Origin of the sequence: Paenibacillus spongiae (assembly GCF_024734895.1) — a bacterium.
GTDB classification, from domain to species: domain Bacteria; phylum Bacillota; class Bacilli; order Paenibacillales; family Paenibacillaceae; genus Paenibacillus_Z; species Paenibacillus_Z spongiae.
Genome location: NZ_CP091430.1, coordinates 930,001 through 950,272, shown reverse-complemented (window position 1 = coordinate 950,272; position 20,272 = coordinate 930,001). Strand labels below are relative to the sequence as shown.

General features: G+C 54.5%; 16 protein-coding genes, 8 tRNA genes and 1 rRNA gene (1 of these 25 cut by a window edge). 1 reads left to right on the top strand and 24 read right to left on the bottom strand.

From position 1 onward, the window contains the following. Window positions 1-93: 93 nt before the first annotated feature. The 15 genes from hisJ to htpG all read right to left on the bottom strand — a co-directional run bounded on the left by hisJ (window position 94) and on the right by htpG (window position 17,296). On the bottom strand, window positions 94-978 hold the full coding sequence (gene hisJ, locus L1F29_RS04105; protein WP_258387107.1) for a histidinol-phosphatase HisJ: 885 nt from the start codon (window positions 976-978) through the stop codon (window positions 94-96). Window positions 979-1,130: 152 nt separating this feature from the next. Continuing rightward, window positions 1,131-2,243, bottom strand: coding sequence for a histidinol-phosphate transaminase (gene hisC, locus L1F29_RS04100; protein ID WP_258387106.1), 1,113 nt, complete (start codon window positions 2,241-2,243; stop codon window positions 1,131-1,133). A gap of 454 nt (window positions 2,244-2,697) precedes the next feature. Next, a complete protein-coding gene (gene hutI, locus L1F29_RS04095) occupies window positions 2,698-3,927 on the bottom strand; it encodes an imidazolonepropionase (protein WP_309252407.1) in 1,230 nt (409 codons plus the stop codon). A gap of 126 nt (window positions 3,928-4,053) precedes the next feature. After that, entirely contained in the window at window positions 4,054-5,028 is a 975-nt protein-coding gene (locus L1F29_RS04090) for an agmatinase family protein (RefSeq protein WP_258387104.1), read from the bottom strand. Window positions 5,029-5,060: 32 nt separating this feature from the next. Further along, complete coding sequence (gene hutU, locus L1F29_RS04085) at window positions 5,061-6,734, bottom strand: urocanate hydratase (RefSeq protein WP_258387103.1); 1,674 nt, start codon at window positions 6,732-6,734, stop codon at window positions 5,061-5,063. A 206-nt stretch (window positions 6,735-6,940) separates the two neighbouring features. After that, window positions 6,941-8,449: a histidine ammonia-lyase gene (hutH, locus tag L1F29_RS04080; RefSeq protein WP_258387102.1), complete on the bottom strand. Its 1,509-nt coding sequence runs from the start codon at window positions 8,447-8,449 to the stop codon at window positions 6,941-6,943. A 460-nt stretch (window positions 8,450-8,909) separates the two neighbouring features. Next, on the bottom strand, window positions 8,910-9,386 hold the full coding sequence (hutP, locus tag L1F29_RS04075; RefSeq protein WP_258387101.1) for a histidine utilization transcription antiterminator HutP: 477 nt from the start codon (window positions 9,384-9,386) through the stop codon (window positions 8,910-8,912). A 160-nt stretch (window positions 9,387-9,546) separates the two neighbouring features. Then, on the bottom strand, window positions 9,547-10,737 hold the full coding sequence (locus tag L1F29_RS04070) for a pyridoxal phosphate-dependent aminotransferase (RefSeq protein ID WP_258387100.1): 1,191 nt from the start codon (window positions 10,735-10,737) through the stop codon (window positions 9,547-9,549). After that, complete coding sequence (locus L1F29_RS04065) at window positions 10,727-11,662, bottom strand: D-alanine--D-alanine ligase (protein ID WP_258389603.1); 936 nt, start codon at window positions 11,660-11,662, stop codon at window positions 10,727-10,729. The genes L1F29_RS04070 and L1F29_RS04065 overlap by 11 nt, the downstream gene beginning before the upstream one ends. Window positions 11,663-11,674: 12 nt before the next feature. Next, window positions 11,675-13,129, bottom strand: a complete 1,455-nt coding sequence (locus L1F29_RS04060) for an aminotransferase-like domain-containing protein (protein ID WP_258387099.1) — start codon at window positions 13,127-13,129, stop codon at window positions 11,675-11,677. Between the two features lie 227 nt (window positions 13,130-13,356). Then, window positions 13,357-13,812, bottom strand: coding sequence for an acyl-CoA thioesterase (locus tag L1F29_RS04055; protein ID WP_258387098.1), 456 nt, complete (start codon window positions 13,810-13,812; stop codon window positions 13,357-13,359). A gap of 256 nt (window positions 13,813-14,068) precedes the next feature. After that, window positions 14,069-14,377: a hypothetical protein gene (locus L1F29_RS04050; RefSeq protein ID WP_258387097.1), complete on the bottom strand. Its 309-nt coding sequence runs from the start codon at window positions 14,375-14,377 to the stop codon at window positions 14,069-14,071. A 233-nt stretch (window positions 14,378-14,610) separates the two neighbouring features. Continuing rightward, window positions 14,611-15,054, bottom strand: a complete 444-nt coding sequence (locus L1F29_RS04045; protein ID WP_258387096.1) for a HEAT repeat domain-containing protein — start codon at window positions 15,052-15,054, stop codon at window positions 14,611-14,613. A gap of 17 nt (window positions 15,055-15,071) precedes the next feature. Further along, window positions 15,072-15,239 (bottom strand): DUF3934 family protein, encoded by a 168-nt coding sequence (locus L1F29_RS04040; RefSeq protein WP_258387095.1) that lies wholly within the window; start codon window positions 15,237-15,239, stop codon window positions 15,072-15,074. Window positions 15,240-15,415: 176 nt separating this feature from the next. Continuing rightward, window positions 15,416-17,296 (bottom strand): molecular chaperone HtpG, encoded by a 1,881-nt coding sequence (gene htpG, locus L1F29_RS04035; protein WP_258387094.1) that lies wholly within the window; start codon window positions 17,294-17,296, stop codon window positions 15,416-15,418. Between the two features lie 364 nt (window positions 17,297-17,660). Between htpG and L1F29_RS04030 the strand changes: the two genes are divergently transcribed. Then, window positions 17,661-18,050 carry a hypothetical protein gene (locus L1F29_RS04030; protein WP_258387093.1) on the top strand — a complete coding sequence of 130 codons (390 nt, stop codon included), beginning with the start codon at window positions 17,661-17,663 and terminating at the stop codon, window positions 18,048-18,050. A gap of 125 nt (window positions 18,051-18,175) precedes the next feature. Here L1F29_RS04030 and L1F29_RS04025 read toward each other — a convergent pair. The 9 genes from L1F29_RS04025 to L1F29_RS03985 form a co-directional block, all read right to left on the bottom strand. Next, window positions 18,176-18,249 (bottom strand) — tRNA-Gly (locus tag L1F29_RS04025). A 9-nt stretch (window positions 18,250-18,258) separates the two neighbouring features. Then, window positions 18,259-18,335, bottom strand: a tRNA-Pro gene (locus L1F29_RS04020). Between the two features lie 9 nt (window positions 18,336-18,344). Continuing rightward, window positions 18,345-18,421 (bottom strand) — tRNA-Arg (locus L1F29_RS04015). A 5-nt stretch (window positions 18,422-18,426) separates the two neighbouring features. Then, a tRNA-Gly gene (locus L1F29_RS04010) sits at window positions 18,427-18,501 on the bottom strand. A 2-nt stretch (window positions 18,502-18,503) separates the two neighbouring features. Next, window positions 18,504-18,590, bottom strand: a tRNA-Leu gene (locus L1F29_RS04005). Between the two features lie 9 nt (window positions 18,591-18,599). Continuing rightward, window positions 18,600-18,676: transfer RNA gene (locus L1F29_RS04000), tRNA-Met, on the bottom strand. Window positions 18,677-18,692: 16 nt separating this feature from the next. Continuing rightward, window positions 18,693-18,768 (bottom strand) — tRNA-Val (locus L1F29_RS03995). A gap of 35 nt (window positions 18,769-18,803) precedes the next feature. Next, window positions 18,804-18,891: transfer RNA gene (locus L1F29_RS03990), tRNA-Ser, on the bottom strand. A gap of 222 nt (window positions 18,892-19,113) precedes the next feature. Next, window positions 19,114-20,272: ribosomal RNA gene (locus L1F29_RS03985) — 23S ribosomal RNA — on the bottom strand (it continues 1,772 nt past the right edge of the window).

The window sequence follows — 20,272 nt, the reverse complement described above, 5'->3', positions numbered from 1 at the left end:
TCAACAAAGAAACCTCTCCTTAGACGGTTGGTCATACTTCCAATCGAATAAGGAAAGGTCTTGTTTTTTATTCTGCCTTTGCAGCAGCCGGTTCTATTCGAGAGCCGCCTTGACGCCCGAGCCGGCTAGGCTTCTCATCGTCTCTTGAAACGCGTCGTACCCTCTGCCTACGTGCTCGACCCGGTGGGAGTCCGATCCGTAGACCATCGGAATGCCCAGACGGTACGCTTCCCGAAGGATCCAATCCGAAGGATAAATTTCATTGCACGCGGGTTGGAATAGTCCGGCCACATTGAAGTCCAGCTCCATCTCCCGCTCCTTGATCTTGTTCAGAATGCGCAGGATCGTGTCCCGGCAGCAGTCCGGATCCTGAGGTCTATAAATATCCTGATACTTGTGGATCAGGGTAAGGTGTCCAATCCTCCGCGGCTTATTCGGGCCCAAATCCGCCTCGACGCTCTGTTCGATCGCTTCGTAATACGCTTCATACACCTTCTCGACGCTGCCGTAATAATCGATCAAACCGTCCTTGAAGTCGTCCGGCTTATAATCCACGCACCGCCAGCCGTTCTTCCCCGGCAGAAAATGCACCGACAGCACGCCGTCCTCCAGCCTGTTCCCGCAGTTGTCCAGCAGCTGCCGGGTATAGGATTCCATCCCTGGTATGTAATCCACCTCCAGACCGACGAGCAGCTCGATTTGGCTCTTATATTTCGCCTTTAATTCCTCGGCCATCCCCAAGTATTGGGGCAGCTCGTGATCGGGCATCGCCAGCTCGGCGATCAGCTCCGGACCGTTCGGAATTTGCCGCGACAGCTGCGAAGGCAAGGGGGTATGCTCGGTCAGACTATACATGCCGAACCCGCTCTTAATTGCTTGAGCGACATACAGCTCCGCCTTCTCGCCTGAACCATGATAACAAAATTCGGTATGGGTATGACCGTCTCTATGAACAGCATGGGGGTAACTTTTCAGCATCGCGATTCACTTCTCTCCCTCGTGAATGTAATTAAACGACCAGCCTGGTCCACGCCATTCTACCACAGGATAGGCGGCTTTTTAATAGATTATATCGTCCGAGACTAAGATGGCTATAGCCGATAATGGAACAAGACTGACTCCTGCTGCCCTTATATCGTCGTTGTCTTGCCGGCTTTCACCTTATGTAAGGCAGCGATAAACCTTTCATTCTGTTCATGCGTCCCGATCGTAAGTCGAAAATGATGGGGATAGCCGAAGCTGGTGCACGGTCTGATGATGAATCCCTCTTTCATCACGCCATCATACAGAGGCTGCACATCCTCCTTCGTATCCACGAATATGAAATTCGCATACGATTCAACCGTTTCATAACCGAATTTCGCGAGCTCCGCCGACAGGAACTTCATTCCCTTCAAATTCTCCGCCAAAATGAAGTTCGTATACTCGACATCCTCCAAGGCCGCACGGGCCGCCGCATCGGATGCTCTTGTAACCGGGAACGGCTCTCTGACGGCCAGCATCGGCTGCAGCAGTTCAGCCGGCGCAATCGCATAGCCTACCCGTGCCGCCGCAAGCCCATATAGTTTGGAGAAGGTGCGGACGGAGATCACCGGGAACCCTTCGTTCATGTAGTCAATGCCCGACTTGTACTGTTCGATTGAAATGAATTCCGCGTAAGCCTCATCCAGGACAACGACGACATGCTTCGGAACGCGCTGCAGGAAGGAACGGAGCTGATTCGAGTCGACCACCGTACCCGTCGGGTTATTCGGATTGCAAATATAGATCAGCTTCGTCTTCGGCGTCACATGGTTCAGCATCGCCTCAAGATCGAATTTATGGTCGGCCGTCAGCGGCACTTCGACCGGCACCCCGCCCATCATAACGGTTGACGTGCGATACACCGGGAAGGTCGGGCTGCAGTAGACAACCTCGTCCCCCGGATTCACGAAGGCCTGTCCGATAATGAGGAGCACATTGTCCGCCCCGTTGGAGATGAGGATTCGATCGGGATCCACCTTGTGCAGCTCGCCCAGCTTGCCCCGCAGCTCCCGGTTGCTCGGTTCCGGATAAAGATGGGTTTGCATCAGCGCTTCACCCGCCGCGGCAATCGCTTTGGGGGACGGGCCATAAGGGTTTTCGTTGGAAGCCATCCGAATAATTTCGGTCAAGCCCAGCTCCTTCTTCACGTCTTCAATCGATTTCCCCGGTATGTAAGGCTTCAGCTTCTTGACGCCATGATTCCATAACTGTTCTGTCATTCCGGTTTACCTCCGTCAATTTGTCTGCCTTGCCAAGCTGTATAAGTTGAACGAAGAAAGATACAATGAGCGACGCAGGAAGAATGATTCTGAAGGAGCGTTAGCGGTCGCCTTGGTTCCCGGATTTCAACAACTGCCCAATCGAGTTCAGGAAAATCGGGGAACAACAGCGATCGTAAAAACATTTTGCCTGCGCAGCGGGTTGTATGTTGCTCAATCGTTCAACTTATACAGAAAAAACCGTCACAATAGCAAAAGAGACAGGCTGCCCTCTTCTGTATGCTCCGGTTCTTATCACTAAAGTTAGCATTTAATTAGCTGTATTATACATGAGTTCGGGATTGAAGTAAACCAAGCCGGGCAAGGCATGACGGCGCATTTCCGGCCTCCGCTTGCGGTGCGAACAACACGGTTCGCCTCCTTGCCGCCATCCACGGAGCCCCGCATCCACATTCTACTCCATCCGCCTGCCTTGCGATACGACAATCCGTCCCAGCTTCACCACGGTATTCACGTGATTGATTCCAAAATGGTACGGCAGGTACGCCAAGTTAGGCGCATTGAACACGACGATATCCGCCTGCTTGCCCACCTCCAGGCTGCCTGCCCGGTCGCCCCGTCCAATGGCATATGCCGCGTTGATTGTGACCGCGGTGATAATCTCCTCGGGCGTCATCCCTAAATTCAAGCAAGCCAGCGTCATTGCCAGCTGAATATTCTCGGTCGGCGAGCTTCCCGGATTATAGTCCGTCGCCAAGGCGACCGCCAGCCCAAGCTCGATCATCCTTCGCGCGCGGGCATGATTCGTTAAGCGCAGATTGAAGGAGGTGGCCGGCAAGCATACCGCGATGACGCCGGCACGCTGCATCGCCTCAAGTCCTGAGTCGGAAGCTGCAAGCAGATGCTCGGCGGAAACACAGCCTAATTTCCCGGCCAGCTCTGCGCCGCCTATCGGCTCGATTTCATCGGCATGGAGCTTGACGCTGAAACCTAACGATTTCGCCGCCGCCAACAGGCGTTCTGTCTGCTTCACGGTGAAGACACCGTGCTCGCAGAACGCATCGCAAAACTCGGCCAGCCCTTGGCGCTTCACTTCAGGCAGCATCTCTTCGATTAATAGCTGCACATACTCGTCTGCGCGGCCCTTATATTCTTCAGGCACCATATGCGCCCCCATGAAGGTGGACACCAGCTGCACGGGATGAACCTGATTCAACCGATGCGCGACCCGCAGCTGCTTAATCTCATCCTCTAGCGTCAGGCCGTAGCCGCTCTTGGCTTCCGCGGTCGTAACTCCGTACTCCAGCATCGTGTCGAGGCTCCTCTTCGCTTGGCGGAAGAGTTCATCCTCCGAGGCTTTCCGTGTGGCGCGCACCGTGCTTAAAATGCCGCCGCCTTGAGCCAGAATTTCCAGATAAGAAGCGCCCTGCAATTTCAGCGCCAGCTCATGTTCCCGGGATCCGCCATGAACCAGATGGGTATGCGGATCTATCAGTCCCGGGGTAGCCAACAGTCCCTCTGCATCGTATTCGGTAGCAATCGCGGCGCCTTCCAGCGCAGTCCGCACATCGGCTTCCGTACCGACAGCCGCGATGAGCCCTCCCGAGACGGCGATCGCTCCATTCGGGATCGCCCCTACCTCGGACATCTCGCTCCCCTTGCGCGGACCCGGCGTCCCCCTCATCGTGACGAGGGTTCCAATATTATGAATCAATAGGTCAATCTGCTGAGCCAATGATCTCCCCCCATTGTATGTTTCCGTCCGGCACCGGGTTTCTTCGGTGGACCGGCAGCTGCAGAACGGTGCGCCTCAAGCCTTGCCGCGCTGCATATATCCCGTTAGAAAAGTCAGTATGGCATGCAGCGTCATCCTAACCGTCGCCCGGCGCGGATCCTGCATCGGATCGACGCACACGACGTCGAAGCCCTTCACCTTGGGATGCCGGCCTAACCGGAGCACTGCTTCCAGCAGCTCCCACGATGTCATGCCCGCGGGAACCATGGCAGGGACACCCGGTGCGAAGGCTTGATCCAGCACATCCATATCCACCGTTACATAGATCGCGTCCGTGCCGTTCCCCGCCGCCTCCAATGCCCGGTCGACCAGCGCATCGATGCCGATCAGGTGCACTTGTCGCGAGGTATACTGGGTAATACCGTGAGTCCGTGCATACTCATGATACGCGCTCGAGTTGGCAAAGCTGTGAAGTCCGATCTGGGCGATATGACAGCCTTCGACCGTTCCCGATTCGATCAAGCCGCGGATCGGAGTTCCGTTCGTCGGCCCTCCATCCTCCAAATTCCGCACATCCATGTGCGAATCGATTTGCACGATGCCCACCTTGCCGCCGACATGCCGCTTGAACGCCTTGACCGACGGGCATGTAATCGAGTGGTCGCCGCCCATAATAATCGGGAACAGCTCCGGTAAAGCCGTATAAATCCCGGCCATGCCTTGCTCGATGTTCGAATGGCATCTCGCCAACTCCGTTACATGCATCTGAATATCGCCCAGATCCCGGGCGTGCAGCTCTTGCAAATCCACTTCATGGTCGATGCTGTACGTGGTAACAGTCGGGAACAGCTCGCGCAGCGCATTGGGCGTCATCGAGGCGCCGGAATGGCTGATCGAGGTCTTGGAGAGCGGTACGCCAATGAAGCCTACCTCTGGTGACTCTTTGCCATTCCATGGGGTTAGCCATTGCGACACCTTCGTTTCATTACGGTCGCTCCAATTCGAGCGTCTAATAAGCTCGGGCGGGTTAAGCAGCTCGATCTTGATCATCCGGTCCCATTCCTTCCTTGGGGGATTCCCACTTATGCCCCGTCCTGCTGCCCGAGCATCGGCATATGGACGCCCTTCTTCTTCGCGGTTTCGATCGCCAAATCATACCCGGCATCCGCATGCCGGACGACCCCCATTCCCGGATCGGAGGTCAGCACACGCGCAAGCCGCGCTTCCGCTTCCTTCGAGCCGTCCGCCACGACGACCATGCCGGCATGCAAGGAATACCCCATCCCTACGCCGCCTCCATGATGCACGGATACCCAGCTGGCTCCGGCCGCGGTATTCACGAGCGCATTCAGAATCGGCCAATCCGCTACGGCGTCGCTGCCGTCCATCATCGCTTCCGTCTCGCGGTTCGGCGAAGCGACGGAGCCCGCATCCAGATGGTCGCGGCCGATCACAACCGGCGCGCTCAGCTCGCCCGAGGCAACCATGTCGTTCAACAGCTTGCCGAAGCGCGCCCGCTCGCCGTAGCCAAGCCAGCAGAGCCGGGCAGGCAGCCCTTGAAAGGAGATCTTATCCTGCGCCATGCGAATCCATCTGCACAGTCGCTCGTTAGGCGCAAATTCGCGCAGTATCGCCTCATCGGTCTTATGGATATCGGCCGGATCCCCGGAAAGGGCTACCCAGCGGAACGGTCCTTTCCCTTCGCAAAATTGCGGCCTGATATACGCGGGGACGAAGCCGGGATAATCGAACGCCTGCTTCACGCCTTCATCGTAAGCTACCTGACGGATGTTGTTGCCGTAATCGAACGCAACGGCGCCCTTCTCCCGCATATCGAGAATGGATTGGACGTGAACGGCGATGGAGGCTTTGGCCTTCTTCACGTATTCCTGCGGATTCGCGCTGCGGAGCCGCTCTCCCTCCGCAATCGTCATTCCCGCAGGCAGATAGCCGTTCAGCGGATCGTGAGCGGAGGTTTGATCGGTAATAATGTCCGGGATGAAATGGCGCCCCAGCATCTCCGGCAGCACTTCCGCCGCATTGCCCAGCAGCCCGATGGACAGCGCTTTTCCGGCTTCCTTCGCCTCCTTCGCCAGCGTTATGGCTTCATCCAGAGACTCCACCCATAGATCGCAATAACGGGTTTCGATCCGCTTCTCGATCCGCGTTCTGTCGGCATCGATGCCGATGACAACCCCATCGTTCATCGTAACGGCGAGCATCTGCGCGCCGCCCATCCCTCCCAGCCCGGCAGTCACGGTAATCGTTCCTCGGAGGCTCTGATTAAAGTGCTGGCGCGCGCACTCCGCGAACGTCTCGTACGTACCCTGGACGATGCCCTGGCTCCCGATATAGATCCAGCTTCCCGCCGTCATCTGGCCGTACATCATGAGTCCCTTCCGGTCCAATTCGTGGAAGGTGTCCCAATTCGCCCAAGCCGGGACAAGATTGGAGTTGGCCAGCAGGACGCGCGGGGAATCCTTCGTCGTCTTGAACACGGCGACCGGCTTGCCGGACTGCACGAGCAGCGTCTCATCGTCTTCCAGCTCCTTGAGGGTGGCCACGATGCGCTCGAACGACTCCCAGCTGCGGGCAGCCTTCCCGATTCCGCCATACACGACTAGCTTCTGCGGATGCTCCGCGACCTCGGGGTCCAGGTTGTTCATCAGCATCCGCAGCGCCGCTTCCTGAACCCATCCTTTTGCGTTCAGCCGATTTCCCCGCGGAGCCCGGATAATTCTATCCATGTTATGCATAGGATCCTTCTCCTTCCCTGTCACATTATTCGTTAAAAAACAAAATAGAGGTTCGCCGAACGGAGCAGGAAGAATGATACTGGAGAAGCGCTAACGGTCGCCTTCGTTACTGGAGTTCAGCCTGCAGCATAGCCTCAAAGAACTCCGGAGACAACCGCGATCGGAATAGCGTTCTCTCTGCGCGGCGGTTTTCATCTCCTTACAGACTATGCAGGTGCACCGTTATCGAGTGACCATTCCTGCTCCTTCATGCTTCGGGACAGCCGTTCGATATCTTGAGCGAACACCCTGTCCTTCACGATCAGCGGAACGATAGAGCGGATTTGATTATGCAGCCTTCCCGTTCCGGGAGCCAGCCCATCGGCCCCGCGGATATCGGCGGCTTGAGCCGAGCAGATCGCTTCAATCGCCAGTACCATTCGGCTGTTCTCCACAATTCGCGCCGCATGTCTGGCCGCCGTCGTGCCCATGCTGACATGATCCTCTTGATTCGCGGACGAAGGAATCGAATCGACGCTGGAAGGGTGGGCCAATGTCTTATTTTCCGATACGAGAGAGGCCGCCACGTACTGCGTAATCATTAAGCCCGATTGCAGGCCGGGGTTTGGGCTAAGGAAGGCCGGCAGATCGTTCAGCTGCGGATTGACGAGACGCTCGATTCGCCGCTCCGATATGCTCGCGAGCTCCGACATGGCGATGCCGAGGAAGTCCATCGCGAAGGCGATCGGCTGGCCGTGGAAATTGCCCCCCGAGATCACTTTCCCGGAATCCGAGAAGATCAGCGGATTATCCGTCGCCGCGTTGATTTCGATCAGCAGCTTATCCTTCACGTAGGAGAGCACCTGCTGGATGGCGCCATGCACCTGAGGGATGCAGCGCAAGGAATAAGCATCCTGCGTGCGAAGCTCGCCTTGCTTGGTCGTTAGCCGGCTTCCCTCGACCCAGCCGAGAATACGTTCGGCGACCGCCTGCTGCTCCGGATACGGGCGCACTTGATGCGATTCGGGGAGAAAGGCACAGACAATGCCTCTCAAGCCTTCGAGGGTGAGCGCCGCGACACCGTCGGCCAATCGGGCCAACTGCTCGGCCTCCAGATACGCCATCGTGCCAATGGCCGTCATCGCCTGCGTGCCGTTAATAAGCGCCAAGCCTTCCTTGGCCTGCAGCCGGATCGGCTGAAGGCCCGCCTGCTGCAGCGCATCTCCCCCGGACATCCGCTGTCCAAGGTAGTCGGCCTCCCCTTCGCCGACGAGCACCAAGGCCAGATGCGATAACGGCGCCAGGTCGCCGCTGGCGCCAAGCGACCCTTGGCTCGGAATAACCGGGCTGATATTGCGGTTGAGAACGTCAACCAGCAGCTGAAGCGTCTCCGGACGAATGCCGGAATAGCCTTTCGCCAGCGCGTTCGCCCGTAAGAGAAGCATCGCCTTGACGACCTTGCCGGGGAGCGGCTCGCCTACGCCGCATGCGTGGCTCCGGATCAGGTTGATCTGCAGCTCCTCGACGTCGGCGGCCGGTATGACGGTATCGCTGAATTTGCCGAACCCGGTCGTCACCCCGTAAGCCAGCCTACCTTCCGATACGATCAGCTCCACGACCTCTCTTGACTTTCGCACGCTATCCCAGGCGATATCGCTAATTTGTACCTCCTCATTATGGTGAACGACTTGGCTTACTTGGTCCATCGTCAAACGGTTCCCGTCTAGTTGAATCATGGACACCCGCTCCTCGTAGTCCGGATTGAATGCATAAAGGGGCTATACCAAGGAAATGCCTTTCCCGGTATAGCCCCCTGATTATCTAATCACTATGGGCTGAATATTAAAATGAAATGATGCCGCTTTGGGCGGTACGTCACGTTTCGCCATCGGGTGTTTCTACGGTTGGTTATCCGTCTTTCTATAACTCCGCCGCTTGTGGGAATAACCGGATTGACTTGCGAATTTACGGTGTCTAAAAATGCTTATCAAACGGAAGCTCCGCACCAGGAGACAGGAAATTAATATCCCGATGCACGTTAGGCTCAATATCTCTCTTATTCAAATGATTACGCTCCTATACGATATGCATAAACAAATATCTTTGCGATTATTGTACGGCATCTAAGTCGAATAGAATGAGCCTGCCGCTCCTTCATCGAATCCCTCTCCCGTTCCCGGCACGCTCCCCGGTTCCCTAAATATGATTGTAGCCGAAGCCAAGCGCATCATGCTCGAAGCCCTTCTTCGGAGCGCCAATGGTGCCGTAGATGCAGACGCTGATCCATTCGCTGGAATCCCCCGATACGTCCACCACGCCTCGAACGATCGCGAAGGTCAGACCTACCGTGCGCAGAATGTCCCCGAATTGAACCGTCCCCCGGCCGACCCCTTGTATCGCTTCCAGGATGGCATGATATAAGGAATGGACCTCCCGGTATGCATGAGGGTCGATCACGTGATTGGCTTTGGCGCTTGTCTCGATTGCGGCCACGACCTTGACCAGATCCATGGAGCCGACCTTTCCAACGGTGTAACGGTACCCTCTTCGCGCCAGCTCCTCCTCGATTTCTCCGCCCATTTCGTCGTTGTGCAGCAGAACGAGCAGCGATGTCAGCTTGCCCATGGTAAATTTCGTGCGATCAGAGTATCGGGTTGCTTTTGATTGTGTCATCTTGGCACCGTCCCTCTCCCATAGTACAAAATCCCCCGCCTAACAACGAAAGAGCTTCGCAGTAAAGGAATGCGACGCAAACTCCTCCATGCCAAGCTCTTCTCTATTCACGGTCCGTCCAATAAGCAAGTCGATAAATGTATTCAAAGTATAGCAGAGCCTAAGCCGATGTCAATACGCTCTTATTCGCGTTCAAGCCGTTCATGAAGCGCCCCATCCGCTCCAGCGCCTCGGTAAGCCGGGCAGTCGAGGACGCATACGAGCAGCGGATATACCCTTCCCCGCCCGTTCCGAATACATGGCCCGGCACGGCGGCGACTCCGGCTTCGCTCAGCAGCTGCTTGGCGAACTGTTCGGATGTCAGTCCCGTATGCGCGATGGAAGGAAAGGCGTAGAAGGCGCCTTGCGGTTCATGACAGGTTAGCCCGATCTCCCTGAGCCCCTTCACGAACATCTGTCTGCGGCCATCGAATTCGGCTTTCATCGCATCCTTCGCTTCCAGTCCGCTGCGCAGCGATTCGATGGCGGCAATTTGTCCGAGGGTGGGCGCGCACATCGCGGTATATTGATGGATCTTGAGCATGCCGGCGATCAGCTCCCGGTTGCCGCAGGCGTAACCGACTCTCCAGCCCGTCATCGCGAATGCCTTGGAGAAGCCGCTGATGACGATCGTCCGCTCCTTCATGCCCGGTAGCGCGGCAATGCTGGCATGCTGCCCGCCGTAGGTCAGCTCCGCATAAATCTCGTCCGAGATAACGATCAGGTTATGCTTGATCGCAAGCTCGGCAATCGGCTGCCAGTCCTGCTCGGTCATGACCGCACCCGTCGGATTATTCGGGTAATTGAGCATGAGCACCTTCGAGCGGGGCGAGATTTGCTTCTCCAGCGCTTGTGCCGTGAGCTTGAACTGCTGATCGGCGAATGTTTCCACCTCGACCACCTTGCCGCCGTGCAAGTGGGTGATCGGCGCATACGCGATATAGGTCGGTGAAGGAACGAGAACCTCATCGCCCGGCGAAATGAAGGTCCGCAGCGCCAAGTCAACCGCTTCACTGCTGCCGACCGTGACGAGAACCTCGCTTGAGGGCTCATAGTGAAGCGCAAAGCCGTTCTTCAGATACGAGGCGATCTCTTCGCGCAGCTCCATCAGGCCAGCATTGGGCGTATACATCGTCCTGCCTTCGTTCAGCGCGCGTACGCAAGCCGCCCGGATATGCTCCGGCGTTGCGAAATCCGGCTCCCCGACGCCAAGCGAGATAATATCCCCGCCCCCTTCGGCCAGCTCGAAGAAAGCGCGTATGCCCGATGGCGGTATTTCCAATACCTTTGGCGTAATGAACTCATTCGACATGCTCAATCACTCTCCGCTCTCCCGTTCTTGCTTTCCATGAAGATTCGATAATCCGATCCAGCAGCTGACTGAAAGAAATTCCCGCCGCTTGGGCGCTCTTCGGGAGCAGGCTGTTCGTCGTCATGCCGGGCAGCGTATTCATCTCCAGCACGTATGGGACGCCGTCCCTCAGCATCATATCCACCCGGGCGTACACGCTGCATCTTAAACTGCGGTAGCAGGTTAGCGCCGCCGAACGCACGCTTGCATCGATCTCGGTCGGCAATACGATAACTTGCTCCTCTGCGCCGCCGTCTTCATATTTAGCTTGGTAATCGAACCATTCGGAATGCGCCGACCGGATCCCGATGATGGGCAGCAGCTCCCCGTCCAATATGGAGCAGGTAATCTCTTCGCCCTTAATGTAACTTTCGATCAATACCGCATCGTCCCAGCGAAAAGCATCCTGAACCGCCGCCTTCAGCGACTCCTCGCTTGTCACCATATGCGTCCCGATGCTGGAGCCTCCGGAATTGGGCTTCACGATGACCGGATAACCCATCCGCCGGACAGCCTCCGGCGAATATTCCGACATGCTGCGCAAGCAGAGCCAGTCAGGCGTCTGAATCCCTTCCGCACGCAGCAGCCTCTTGGACAAATCCTTATCCATGCAGACGCTGCTCGATAATACGCCGCTTCCCGTATAGGGGATTCCCAGCGTCTCGAGCGTGCCCTGCACCGTACCGTCCTCTCCGAAGGACCCATGAAGCGCGAGCAGCGCGATATCGATTCCCTTTACCTTGCTGATCAGCTCATCCCGCTTCGTCAAGTCGATAGGCGTTACCTCATACTTATCCCGGTCCAAGTGAGCGAGCATGACCTCGCCCGTCATTAACGATACGTCGCGTTCGGAGGAGATCCCTCCCATAATGACGCCAACCTTCATCTTCCGCACCTCTTATCCTCTTAGTTGTTTGGCTGCTTCGCCTATGATCCGGATTCCCCTGCCGATCTCTTCATCGGCCACCCGGGAGAATCCGATCCGCATCGTATTCCGTCCCTGGCCGTCCTTCGTAAAGAAGATGTCGCCCGGCGTGAAGATGACTCCTTGCCGTGAGCAAGCTTCCAGCAGCGCTCGGGTATCGAAGCCTTCCTCGAATGCGACGAACAGGTGCAGCCCCCCATCGCCCGACAGCTGTTCGAATGGGATGTGAGCTTCGCAGCACTGCTTCGTCCACTCGTACTTCCGCTTATATTCCGTTCTGGCTTTCTTCAAATATTTCTCCAAATTGCCGTTGTACAAATATTGATACAGGATCGACTGATCCAATGTAGATGTATGAATGCTGCGGGCGCGCTTGATGCTCTCCAGGTAATCGATGAGCTCCCGGTCCGCCAGCACCCAGCCGACACGGAGTCCGGGAAACAGCACCTTGGAGAAGCTGCCCAGATAGATGACGCTGTTGCCCTGTCCGGCCGTCGCCATTAACGGGGATACATGGGAGCCGGAATAGCGCAGCTCCTCGTTGAAGCCATCCTCGATCACCGGTACCTGATAACGCATCATCAGCTGCATCAGCCGCTGCCTTTTCTCAGGGGACATCACAATGCCCGTCGGATTATGGTACGAAGGGACGAAGTACGCGCAATCGAACGCCTTCTCCGATAGCGCCTGCTCCAGCTCCTGCAGGTTGATGCCGTCCCGCTCCATTGCAATGCCCGTAATCTCGAATCCATGAAGCTTGAGATTCTTGATCGCCGTATTATGCGTCGGATTCTCGCAGATCACGGAGCCGTTCTTCTTGCTTAAGGCCGACAATACAATATCGAACCCTTCCGTGAAGCCGTTGGTGATCAGCAGGTCCTTGCCTTTCAAATCGACGCCCTTGTGATCCATATAGCGCAGCAAATAATCGATTAGCGGCTTGTACCCTTTGGCATAGCCGTAGTTCAGCAGAACGTTGCCCTCCACCGACATGCGGTCCATGAACGCCCGCTTGACATTGTCGAGGTCGAACAGCTTCTCATCGGGCGCTATGCTGGTGAAGGAGATCGTGCCTTTCTCCGCGCGTATGCCGCGCTTCATCAGATCGAGCTCCACTGCCATCTGCGCCCGCTCGTTCATCCGCGCTCCCCAGTCCAGCCGCCAGGCGGAAGAGGCTGCCGCACCGGTTGAGGCAGCGGCAACATAGCTCCCTCTGCCGTGTACCGTATAGGCGAATCCGTCATCCTCCAAGCCTTCGTAGGCGGAGATAATGGAATTGCGGCTAATGCCCAGCAGCGTGCTGAGCTCGCGCGTGGAAGGGAGCTTCTGATTGGCTTGCAATGCGCCTTTTATAATTAAACGTTTCACGTATTCCTTCACTTGAATCGATACCGGACGGTCATCCATGAGCTGGAAATCGTTAAACATCTCTCATCGCCCCCATCATTATTCTGGCATAGAAGGCCGCATAACAAAAGAACCACTGCCCCGGGTTTTATATCAGGGTGTGGTTCTGGTCCCGATTGCCAAATGTATCGCCGCTTGCATCGTATTGCGATCTTAACCATTCCACCCGCTTACGAACCCCCGGCTGTCTTCCGGGCCGGCTTCCTCCTGAACATGCCCTTAACCCGACACCCCCGCAGGGCATAAGGCTAGACCATGCCTTCGTAGGTCGCGATAATATCGCGGGCACGATCCGGAATCGGGGTGCTCTTGCCGGTTGCCGTTTCAACGAGCACGATGGTGCCGCGGCCTCCCGCCTTTAATTGCTCTTTAACGACCAGCGCATACTCGATTTCCAATGAAGACCGGCCGATACGCGCTACTCTGACATGGAGCGTTACGGGGTCCCTCAGATAGAGCGGAGCCAAGTACTGGCATTCCAGATCGGCGACAACCGACACCTTCTCCTCGCCGAACAGCTCTTCCGTCAAGGCAAGATTCTCGAAATAATCGATGCGGCCCTGTTCGAAATACATGAAGTAGCTCACATTGTTCACATGCCCAAGCAGGTCTGTCTCGCAATAGCGTACTTTAACCGGAATCGAGAAATTGAATTTAGACACCCATCCCTGTTTATCAGGCTGGATGAAGGTTTCTTTGTTCATCAGCGGATGCTCCCCCTCATGCTGCTGTACATGCTGTATGGTTAGTTTGGATTTTACTCCTGCTGGCGCATCCGGTCAATGTCAAGAGATGGCCATGTCCGCTTCTTCAGGATGCATCAGGACCTCGGCGAGGAAATAACAAAAAACCCAAGCTTATCAAAGCTTGAGTGAATATAACGCGTAATGGCACCCAGCAACATCCCCTAATGACCATCGTCGCACTGCGAAGAGGAATAGGGTTAGCTGCTTCGGTCGGCTATTCGTTCCTGACTATCTTGAATACGTTGTCCAAGTTTCCTTGAAGCCTCTTCTTGAGCGGAACCTTAATGTCTCTCCCCAGCTCTTTAAAGAACTGCTCGATATCGCATTCAATCTTGTCCGCGGTCACCTTCACTACGCCGTCTGTCCCGATATTCTGATTCCATTCAAGCGGGTACGTAATATCCACGGAATACTTCTTCCGGAGCGTATTGGAGTACCTGTTGAAAATCTCGAGCAATTCTTCATTCGTAAAATTGTCGATTGCTATTTTTCCTTTTGCCGTGAAAGTCAAATTAATGTTCACTTCGGCATTTCCCCCATTCTCTTACCCAATTTTCAGTCCAGATCAGCCCTAGTTGATTAGGTTAGAATGGAACTACAAACTCACTCTTCTATCATACTAATAATGAACAGATTCGTATACCCATGTACGAAAGTATCGTCCAACCAATCTTATCCTGCTCCAGTGTTCAAAATAAATACCCCCGGCAATCATGCTTGTGTCGCTCACGATTACCCGGGGGGGTGTTCAGGATGCTACCTTACAGATAAAGAAGCCCATGTGGTTTCGAGCCACCGGTCGAAGTCGTCGCCCTTGTCGCCTTCATAAGCGTCGTACACGTCGAGCCTCATCTTCTGCAGCTTTTCTTTGAAGGCTTCGAACGTATGGTCCGGCGGCAAGCTTTTCTTTACGCGAACCATAATTTTCGTGGCTCCCTTGATCAATTCGCCCTTTCTCCGCGCCGGCTCTTGCACTTCTTCGCCGAGTTCCTGGAGCTTCCGATAAGCAGCCTCCTGCACGCTGTACACGGTATCGTTCACCATGCGATGCATAAGCACATCAATGGTCTGCTTGCTATTCCATTGGCCAAGCTCCTCGACGGCCTCCAGCCGCTCTCTCCAATTGGACGCGCGATTAGCCGATTTTTTTAACGCCTCGTAATTAGAGGGCAAATCGGTTGCGATTTCGTTATGTTCCAAAACAAACCCAACTCCTTCTATTCATTCTGACTGGCCGCGCCCTTCGTTCCGTCCTTCTTGCCGGCGCCTTTGCTTTTGTAGGGCTTGGGAGCGTTCTTGGCCCGGTTAGCGCTGGCTTGCCACCGGTTCCAGCCCTTCTTATCCGTTCCTCTGCCCGTCCCGCCTTTACCCTTTGCTTTACTCAATTGATCACTCCGTTAGAGGTTATAAAGTCGAGCTGACTGCTCTACGATTAGTTGTATCCCTTATGTAGGGTTATTTAACCAAGCATGATGAAATATACCGCATCGGGAATGATATGTACAGGGAAAAAGCTCAAGTCCGGTACGACTTGAGCTTCCCCATATCCCCATATGGGAACCTACACCATGATTTTGCACATATCGTTCGTGAAAGCTACCGGGTCCTGAATAGGCAGCCCTTCGATCAGCAGCGCTTGATTATATAGCAGGTTCGTAAACAGATCCAGCTTCTCCTTGTCCTTGTCATACGCATCCTTCAAGGATTGGAACACTTCATGGTTGATGTTGATCTCGAGGATCTTGTCCGCTTTGACATCCTGGCTGTTAGGCATAGCCTGCAGAATCTTCTCCATCTCAATCGTCACTTCGCCCTCCGTGGACAAGCACACCGGATGCGTCTTCAGACGCTTGGACGCTTTGACCTTGCTGACCTTGCCCGCAAGGATGCCCTGCATATGCTCAAACAGATCCTTATTGCCGGAATCGTCGGCATTCGTATCATTCTCATTCTTATCCGATTCAATTCCTAAGTCGCCGCTCGATACCGATTTGAATTCCTTCTCCTTGTAGTTCATGATCATCTTGATCGCGAACTCGTCGATATCGTCGGTGAAGTATAGAATCTCATAGCCCTTGTCCGCCACCATCTCGGTCTGCGGAAGCTTCTCGATTCGGTCGATCGACGATCCCGCGGCGTAGTAGATGTACTTCTGATCCTCAGGCATTCTTGACACGTATTCATCCAGCGTAACCAGCTTCTTCTCCGTGGAGGAGTGGAACATCAGCAGGTCCTGGAGCACATCCTTGTTCATGCCGTAATCGTTGTATACGCCGAATTTCAGCTGCCGTCCGAAGGACTTGTAGAACCGCTCGTAGTTCTCTCTCTCATCCTTCAGCAGGCTCTGCAGCTGGCTCTTGATCTTGTTCTTGATATTCTTCGCGATCAGGCTCAATTGTCTGTCATGCTGCAGCATCTCCCGGGAGATGTTAAGCGACAGATCCTCGGAGTCGACCATCCCTTTCACGAAGCTGAAGTAGTCCGGAAGCAGGTCTGCGCACTTGTTCATGATCAGCACGCCGTTGGAGTACAGCTCCAGTCCCTTCTCGTATTCCTTCGAGTAGTAGTCGAACGGCGTATTCTCCGGGATAAAGAGAATGGCATTGTATACGACCGCGCCGTCGGCGCTAATATGAACATGCTTCAGAGGCTTGTCGAAGCCGTAGCGCTTCTCTTGATAGAAACGCTCGTAATCTTCGGTCGTCAGCTCGTTCTTGTTCTTGCGCCAGATCGGAACCATGCTGTTGATCGTCTGCTCTTCCTGGTATTCCTCGAACTCATTCTCGCTGCCTTCCTTCGGACGCTGTCCCTTCTCATCCATCTTGATCGGGTAACGGATGAAATCCGAATATTTCTTAATGATCGCTTTCAACCGGTACTCTTCCAAAAATTCATCGTACTGGTCGTCTTCCGTGTTTTCTTTAATTGTCAGCGTAATTTCCGTTCCGACCGTATCCTTCTCGCAAGGTACGATCGTGTAGCCGTCCGCGCCATGGGACTCCCACTTGAACGCCTCGTCGCTGCCAAGCGCCTTACTGATGACCGTAACCTCATCCGCCACCATGAAGGCCGAATAGAAGCCGACCCCGAATTGGCCGATGATGTTGTGGCCATCCTTCGCTTCGTTCTCTTTCTTGAAGGCCAGCGAGCCGCTCTTCGCGATAACCCCCAGGTTATTCTCGAGTTCCTCCATCGTCATCCCGATTCCCGTATCGGAGATCGTCAACGTTCTACCCGCCTTATCGGCCGTTACTTTAATGTAATAATCCTCTTGATTGAACACCATCTTCTCATCCGAAAGCGTTCTGTAATATAGCTTATCGATGGCATCACTGGCGTTCGATATAAGCTCCCGCAAGAAGATTTCTCTCTGCGTGTAAATGGAGTTAATCATCATTTCGAGCAATCGTTTCGATTCGGCTTGGAATTGTTTCTTGGCCATGAATAAGTCTCCTTTCAATATAAGCAGTGTACAATCTTATGACTGTTATTATGTCGATGCAGGCCTGGAACGTTAGCACTCTTCTGGACTGAGTGCTAACACTCCTTTTTATATAACATATCCTAATTTTTAATGTCAATATGTTGGGGCAAGAAAGGAGGTTTTACGATCTTTTCCATCCATCAAATGAAAGATTCAAGTTAAACATCCTTTTCTTGCCATTCCCTTCCAAACGCGATACACTCACCTTGAGAAGGACGGGACCTGCAGCGATGCGTTCACGTTTCGTTCACTTTTTGTTCATATTGGGTTCATTTTCGTAACGTACATTAGGGAGTAAATAAGGGTTGAGGTGAGCGATGAAATGAGAACGTATAGTAAATGGTTGATTCGCATATCCGCCATCTATGCATTAATAGGGGCGCTCATGGGCTCCGATATGGCGGGAAGAAAAGATTACTCGATGATTCCGGCCCATGCGCATATTCTGGTAGTCGGCTGGCTCAGCTTGTTTGCCTACGGCATGTTCTATTATGTATTCAAAGAAATCAGCATGAAGAAGACCGCCAAATTCCATGCTTGGGCAAGTCTGATCGGCGGCGGACTGATGCCAATCGGCATGCTGCTGTACAATAAGATGGAGAATACGGCTACCCTGCTCGGGTTCATCCTGCCGGCATCCGTCCTGCTGATCGCGATGGCGCTGTTCCTCGTTCTGCTGTTCTTCGACAAGAAGCTGTTTGCCAAGGAATAATTCTATAGCCGAATATCGTACAAAAGAAGCCTCCGGTTGCCCGGGGGCTTCTTCCTCGCAGCTGATTAACTCGAAGAATCAAAAAAGCTCCCTGCCGTTAAGCAGGAAGCTGTCATGTATGTATATGGAGCGGGTGATGGGAATCGAACCCACGCTATTAGCTTGGAAGGCTAAAGTTCTACCATTGAACTACACCCGCGTATGAAGATGGTCGGGATGACACGATTCGAACATGCGACCCCCTGGTCCCAAACCAGGTGCTCTACCAAGCTGAGCTACATCCCGTTATGAAAATGGCGTGCCCTGAGAGATTCGAACTCCCGACCTTTTGATTCGTAGTCAAATGCTCTATCCAGCTGAGCTAAGGGCACATATATGGAGCGGAAGACGGGAATCGAACCCGCGACCCTCGCCTTGGCAAGGCGATGCTCTACCGCTGAGCCACTTCCGCATTGGTGCGGTCGAGAGGACTTGAACCTCCACGGCTGTTACACCACTAGAACCTGAATCTAGCGCGTCTGCCAATTCCGCCACGACCGCATATGAAGTTGGTTGCGGGGGCAGGATTTGAACCTGCGGCCTTCGGGTTATGAGCCCGACGAGCTACCGGGCTGCTCCACCCCGCGACATTATGAAACAATATGGTGGAGGCTGACGGGATCGAACCGCCGACCCTCTGCTTGTAAGGCAGATGCTCTCCCAGCTGAGCTAAGCCTCCATATGTGAAACATTCCGTTTGAATAAGGAATCGAACGGAGAGAGAGGGATTCGAACCCTCGCACCACTTGCGCAGTCTAACCCCTTAGCAGAGGGTCCCCTTGAGCCACTTGGGTATCTCTCCAAGCATATGACGTCCAACTGGCCGCCCTGACGGAATCGAATGAACTCAAATCCGCCATACAGAAAAAAAACCACATCAGTGGAAAGGTGTGCCTTGTAGAGAAGGTTACACCCTGAAAACTGGATACGAGTTTGCGCAACTCTTTAGCTGATTTTTATCTGGGGTCCCCGCAAAGTACTCGGAATCAGCTTCGAAGCCGTTCGTCACTTTATGGGGTATTTTTAGGATAAGCCCTCGACCGATTAGTATTCGTCAGCTGCATGCATTACTGCACTTCCACCCCGAACCTATCAACCTGGTCGTCTTCCAGGGGTCTTACTAAATTGGGAAATCTCATCTTGAGGGGGGCTTCGCGCTTAGATGCTTTCAGCGCTTATCCCGTCCGTACATAGCTACCCAGCGGTGCTCCTGGCGGAACAACTGGTACACCAGCGGTACGTCCATCCCGGTCCTCTCGTACTAAGGACAGCTCCTCTCAAATTTCCTACGCCCACGACAGATAGGGACCGAACTGTCTCACGACGTTCTGAACCCAGCTCGCGTACCGCTTTAATGGGCGAACAGCCCAACCCTTGGGACCTACTTCAGCCCCAGGATGCGATGAGCCGACATCGAGGTGCCAAACCTCCCCGTCGATGTGGACTCTTGGGGGAGATAAGCCTGTTATCCCCAGGGTAGCTTTTATCCGTTGAGCGATGGCCCTTCCATGCGGTACCACCGGATCACTAAGCCCGACTTTCGTCCCTGCTCGACTTGTAGGTCTCGCAGTCAAGCTCCCTTATGCCTTTGCACGCTACGAATGATTTCCAACCATTCTGAGGGAACCTTTGGGCGCCTCCGTTACTTTTTAGGAGGCGACCGCCCCAGTCAAACTGCCCGCCTGACACGGTCCCTCCACCCGATTCAGGGTGGCAGGTTAGAACTCCGATACGATCAGGGTGGTATCCCAACGGTGCCTCCACCGAAGCTGGCGCTCCGGCTTCCTAGGCTCCCACCTATCCTGTACAGATCGTACCAAAGTCCAATATCAAGCTGCAGTAAAGCTCCATGGGGTCTTTCCGTCTTGTCGCGGGTAACCTGCATCTTCACAGGTATTAAAATTTCACCGGATCTCTCGTTGAGACAGCGCCCAAGTCGTTACGCCATTCGTGCGGGTCAGAATTTACCTGACAAGGAATTTCGCTACCTTAGGACCGTTATAGTTACGGCCGCCGTTTACTGGGGCTTCGGTTCACAGCTTCGGGTTGCCCCTAACCGCTCCCCTTAACCTTCCAGCACCGGGCAGGCGTCAGCCCGTATACTTCGCCTTACGGCTTCGCACAGACCTGTGTTTTTGCTAAACAGTCGCTTGGGCCTTTTCACTGCGGCCCCCTCGGGCTAT

Bases quoted from the DNA above. Each gene is read 5' to 3' on its own strand.
- hisJ (WP_258387107.1), bottom strand. From the start codon at position 978: ATGCTGAAAAGTTACCCCCATGCTGTTCATAGAGACGGTCATACCCAT.
- hisC (WP_258387106.1), bottom strand. From the start codon at position 2,243: ATGACAGAACAGTTATGGAATCATGGCGTCAAGAAGCTGAAGCCTTAC.
- hutI (WP_309252407.1), bottom strand. From the start codon at position 3,927: ATGAGGGGGACGCCGGGTCCGCGCAAGGGGAGCGAGATGTCCGAGGTA.
- L1F29_RS04090 (WP_258387104.1), bottom strand. From the start codon at position 5,028: ATGATCAAGATCGAGCTGCTTAACCCGCCCGAGCTTATTAGACGCTCG.
- hutU (WP_258387103.1), bottom strand. From the start codon at position 6,734: ATGCATAACATGGATAGAATTATCCGGGCTCCGCGGGGAAATCGGCTG.
- hutH (WP_258387102.1), bottom strand. From the start codon at position 8,449: ATGATTCAACTAGACGGGAACCGTTTGACGATGGACCAAGTAAGCCAA.
- hutP (WP_258387101.1), bottom strand. From the start codon at position 9,386: ATGACACAATCAAAAGCAACCCGATACTCTGATCGCACGAAATTTACC.
- L1F29_RS04070 (WP_258387100.1), bottom strand. From the start codon at position 10,737: ATGTCGAATGAGTTCATTACGCCAAAGGTATTGGAAATACCGCCATCG.
- L1F29_RS04065 (WP_258389603.1), bottom strand. From the start codon at position 11,662: ATGAAGGTTGGCGTCATTATGGGAGGGATCTCCTCCGAACGCGACGTA.
- L1F29_RS04060 (WP_258387099.1), bottom strand. From the start codon at position 13,129: ATGTTTAACGATTTCCAGCTCATGGATGACCGTCCGGTATCGATTCAA.
- L1F29_RS04055 (WP_258387098.1), bottom strand. From the start codon at position 13,812: ATGAACAAAGAAACCTTCATCCAGCCTGATAAACAGGGATGGGTGTCT.
- htpG (WP_258387094.1), bottom strand. From the start codon at position 17,296: ATGGCCAAGAAACAATTCCAAGCCGAATCGAAACGATTGCTCGAAATG.
- L1F29_RS04030 (WP_258387093.1), top strand. From the start codon at position 17,661: ATGAGAACGTATAGTAAATGGTTGATTCGCATATCCGCCATCTATGCA.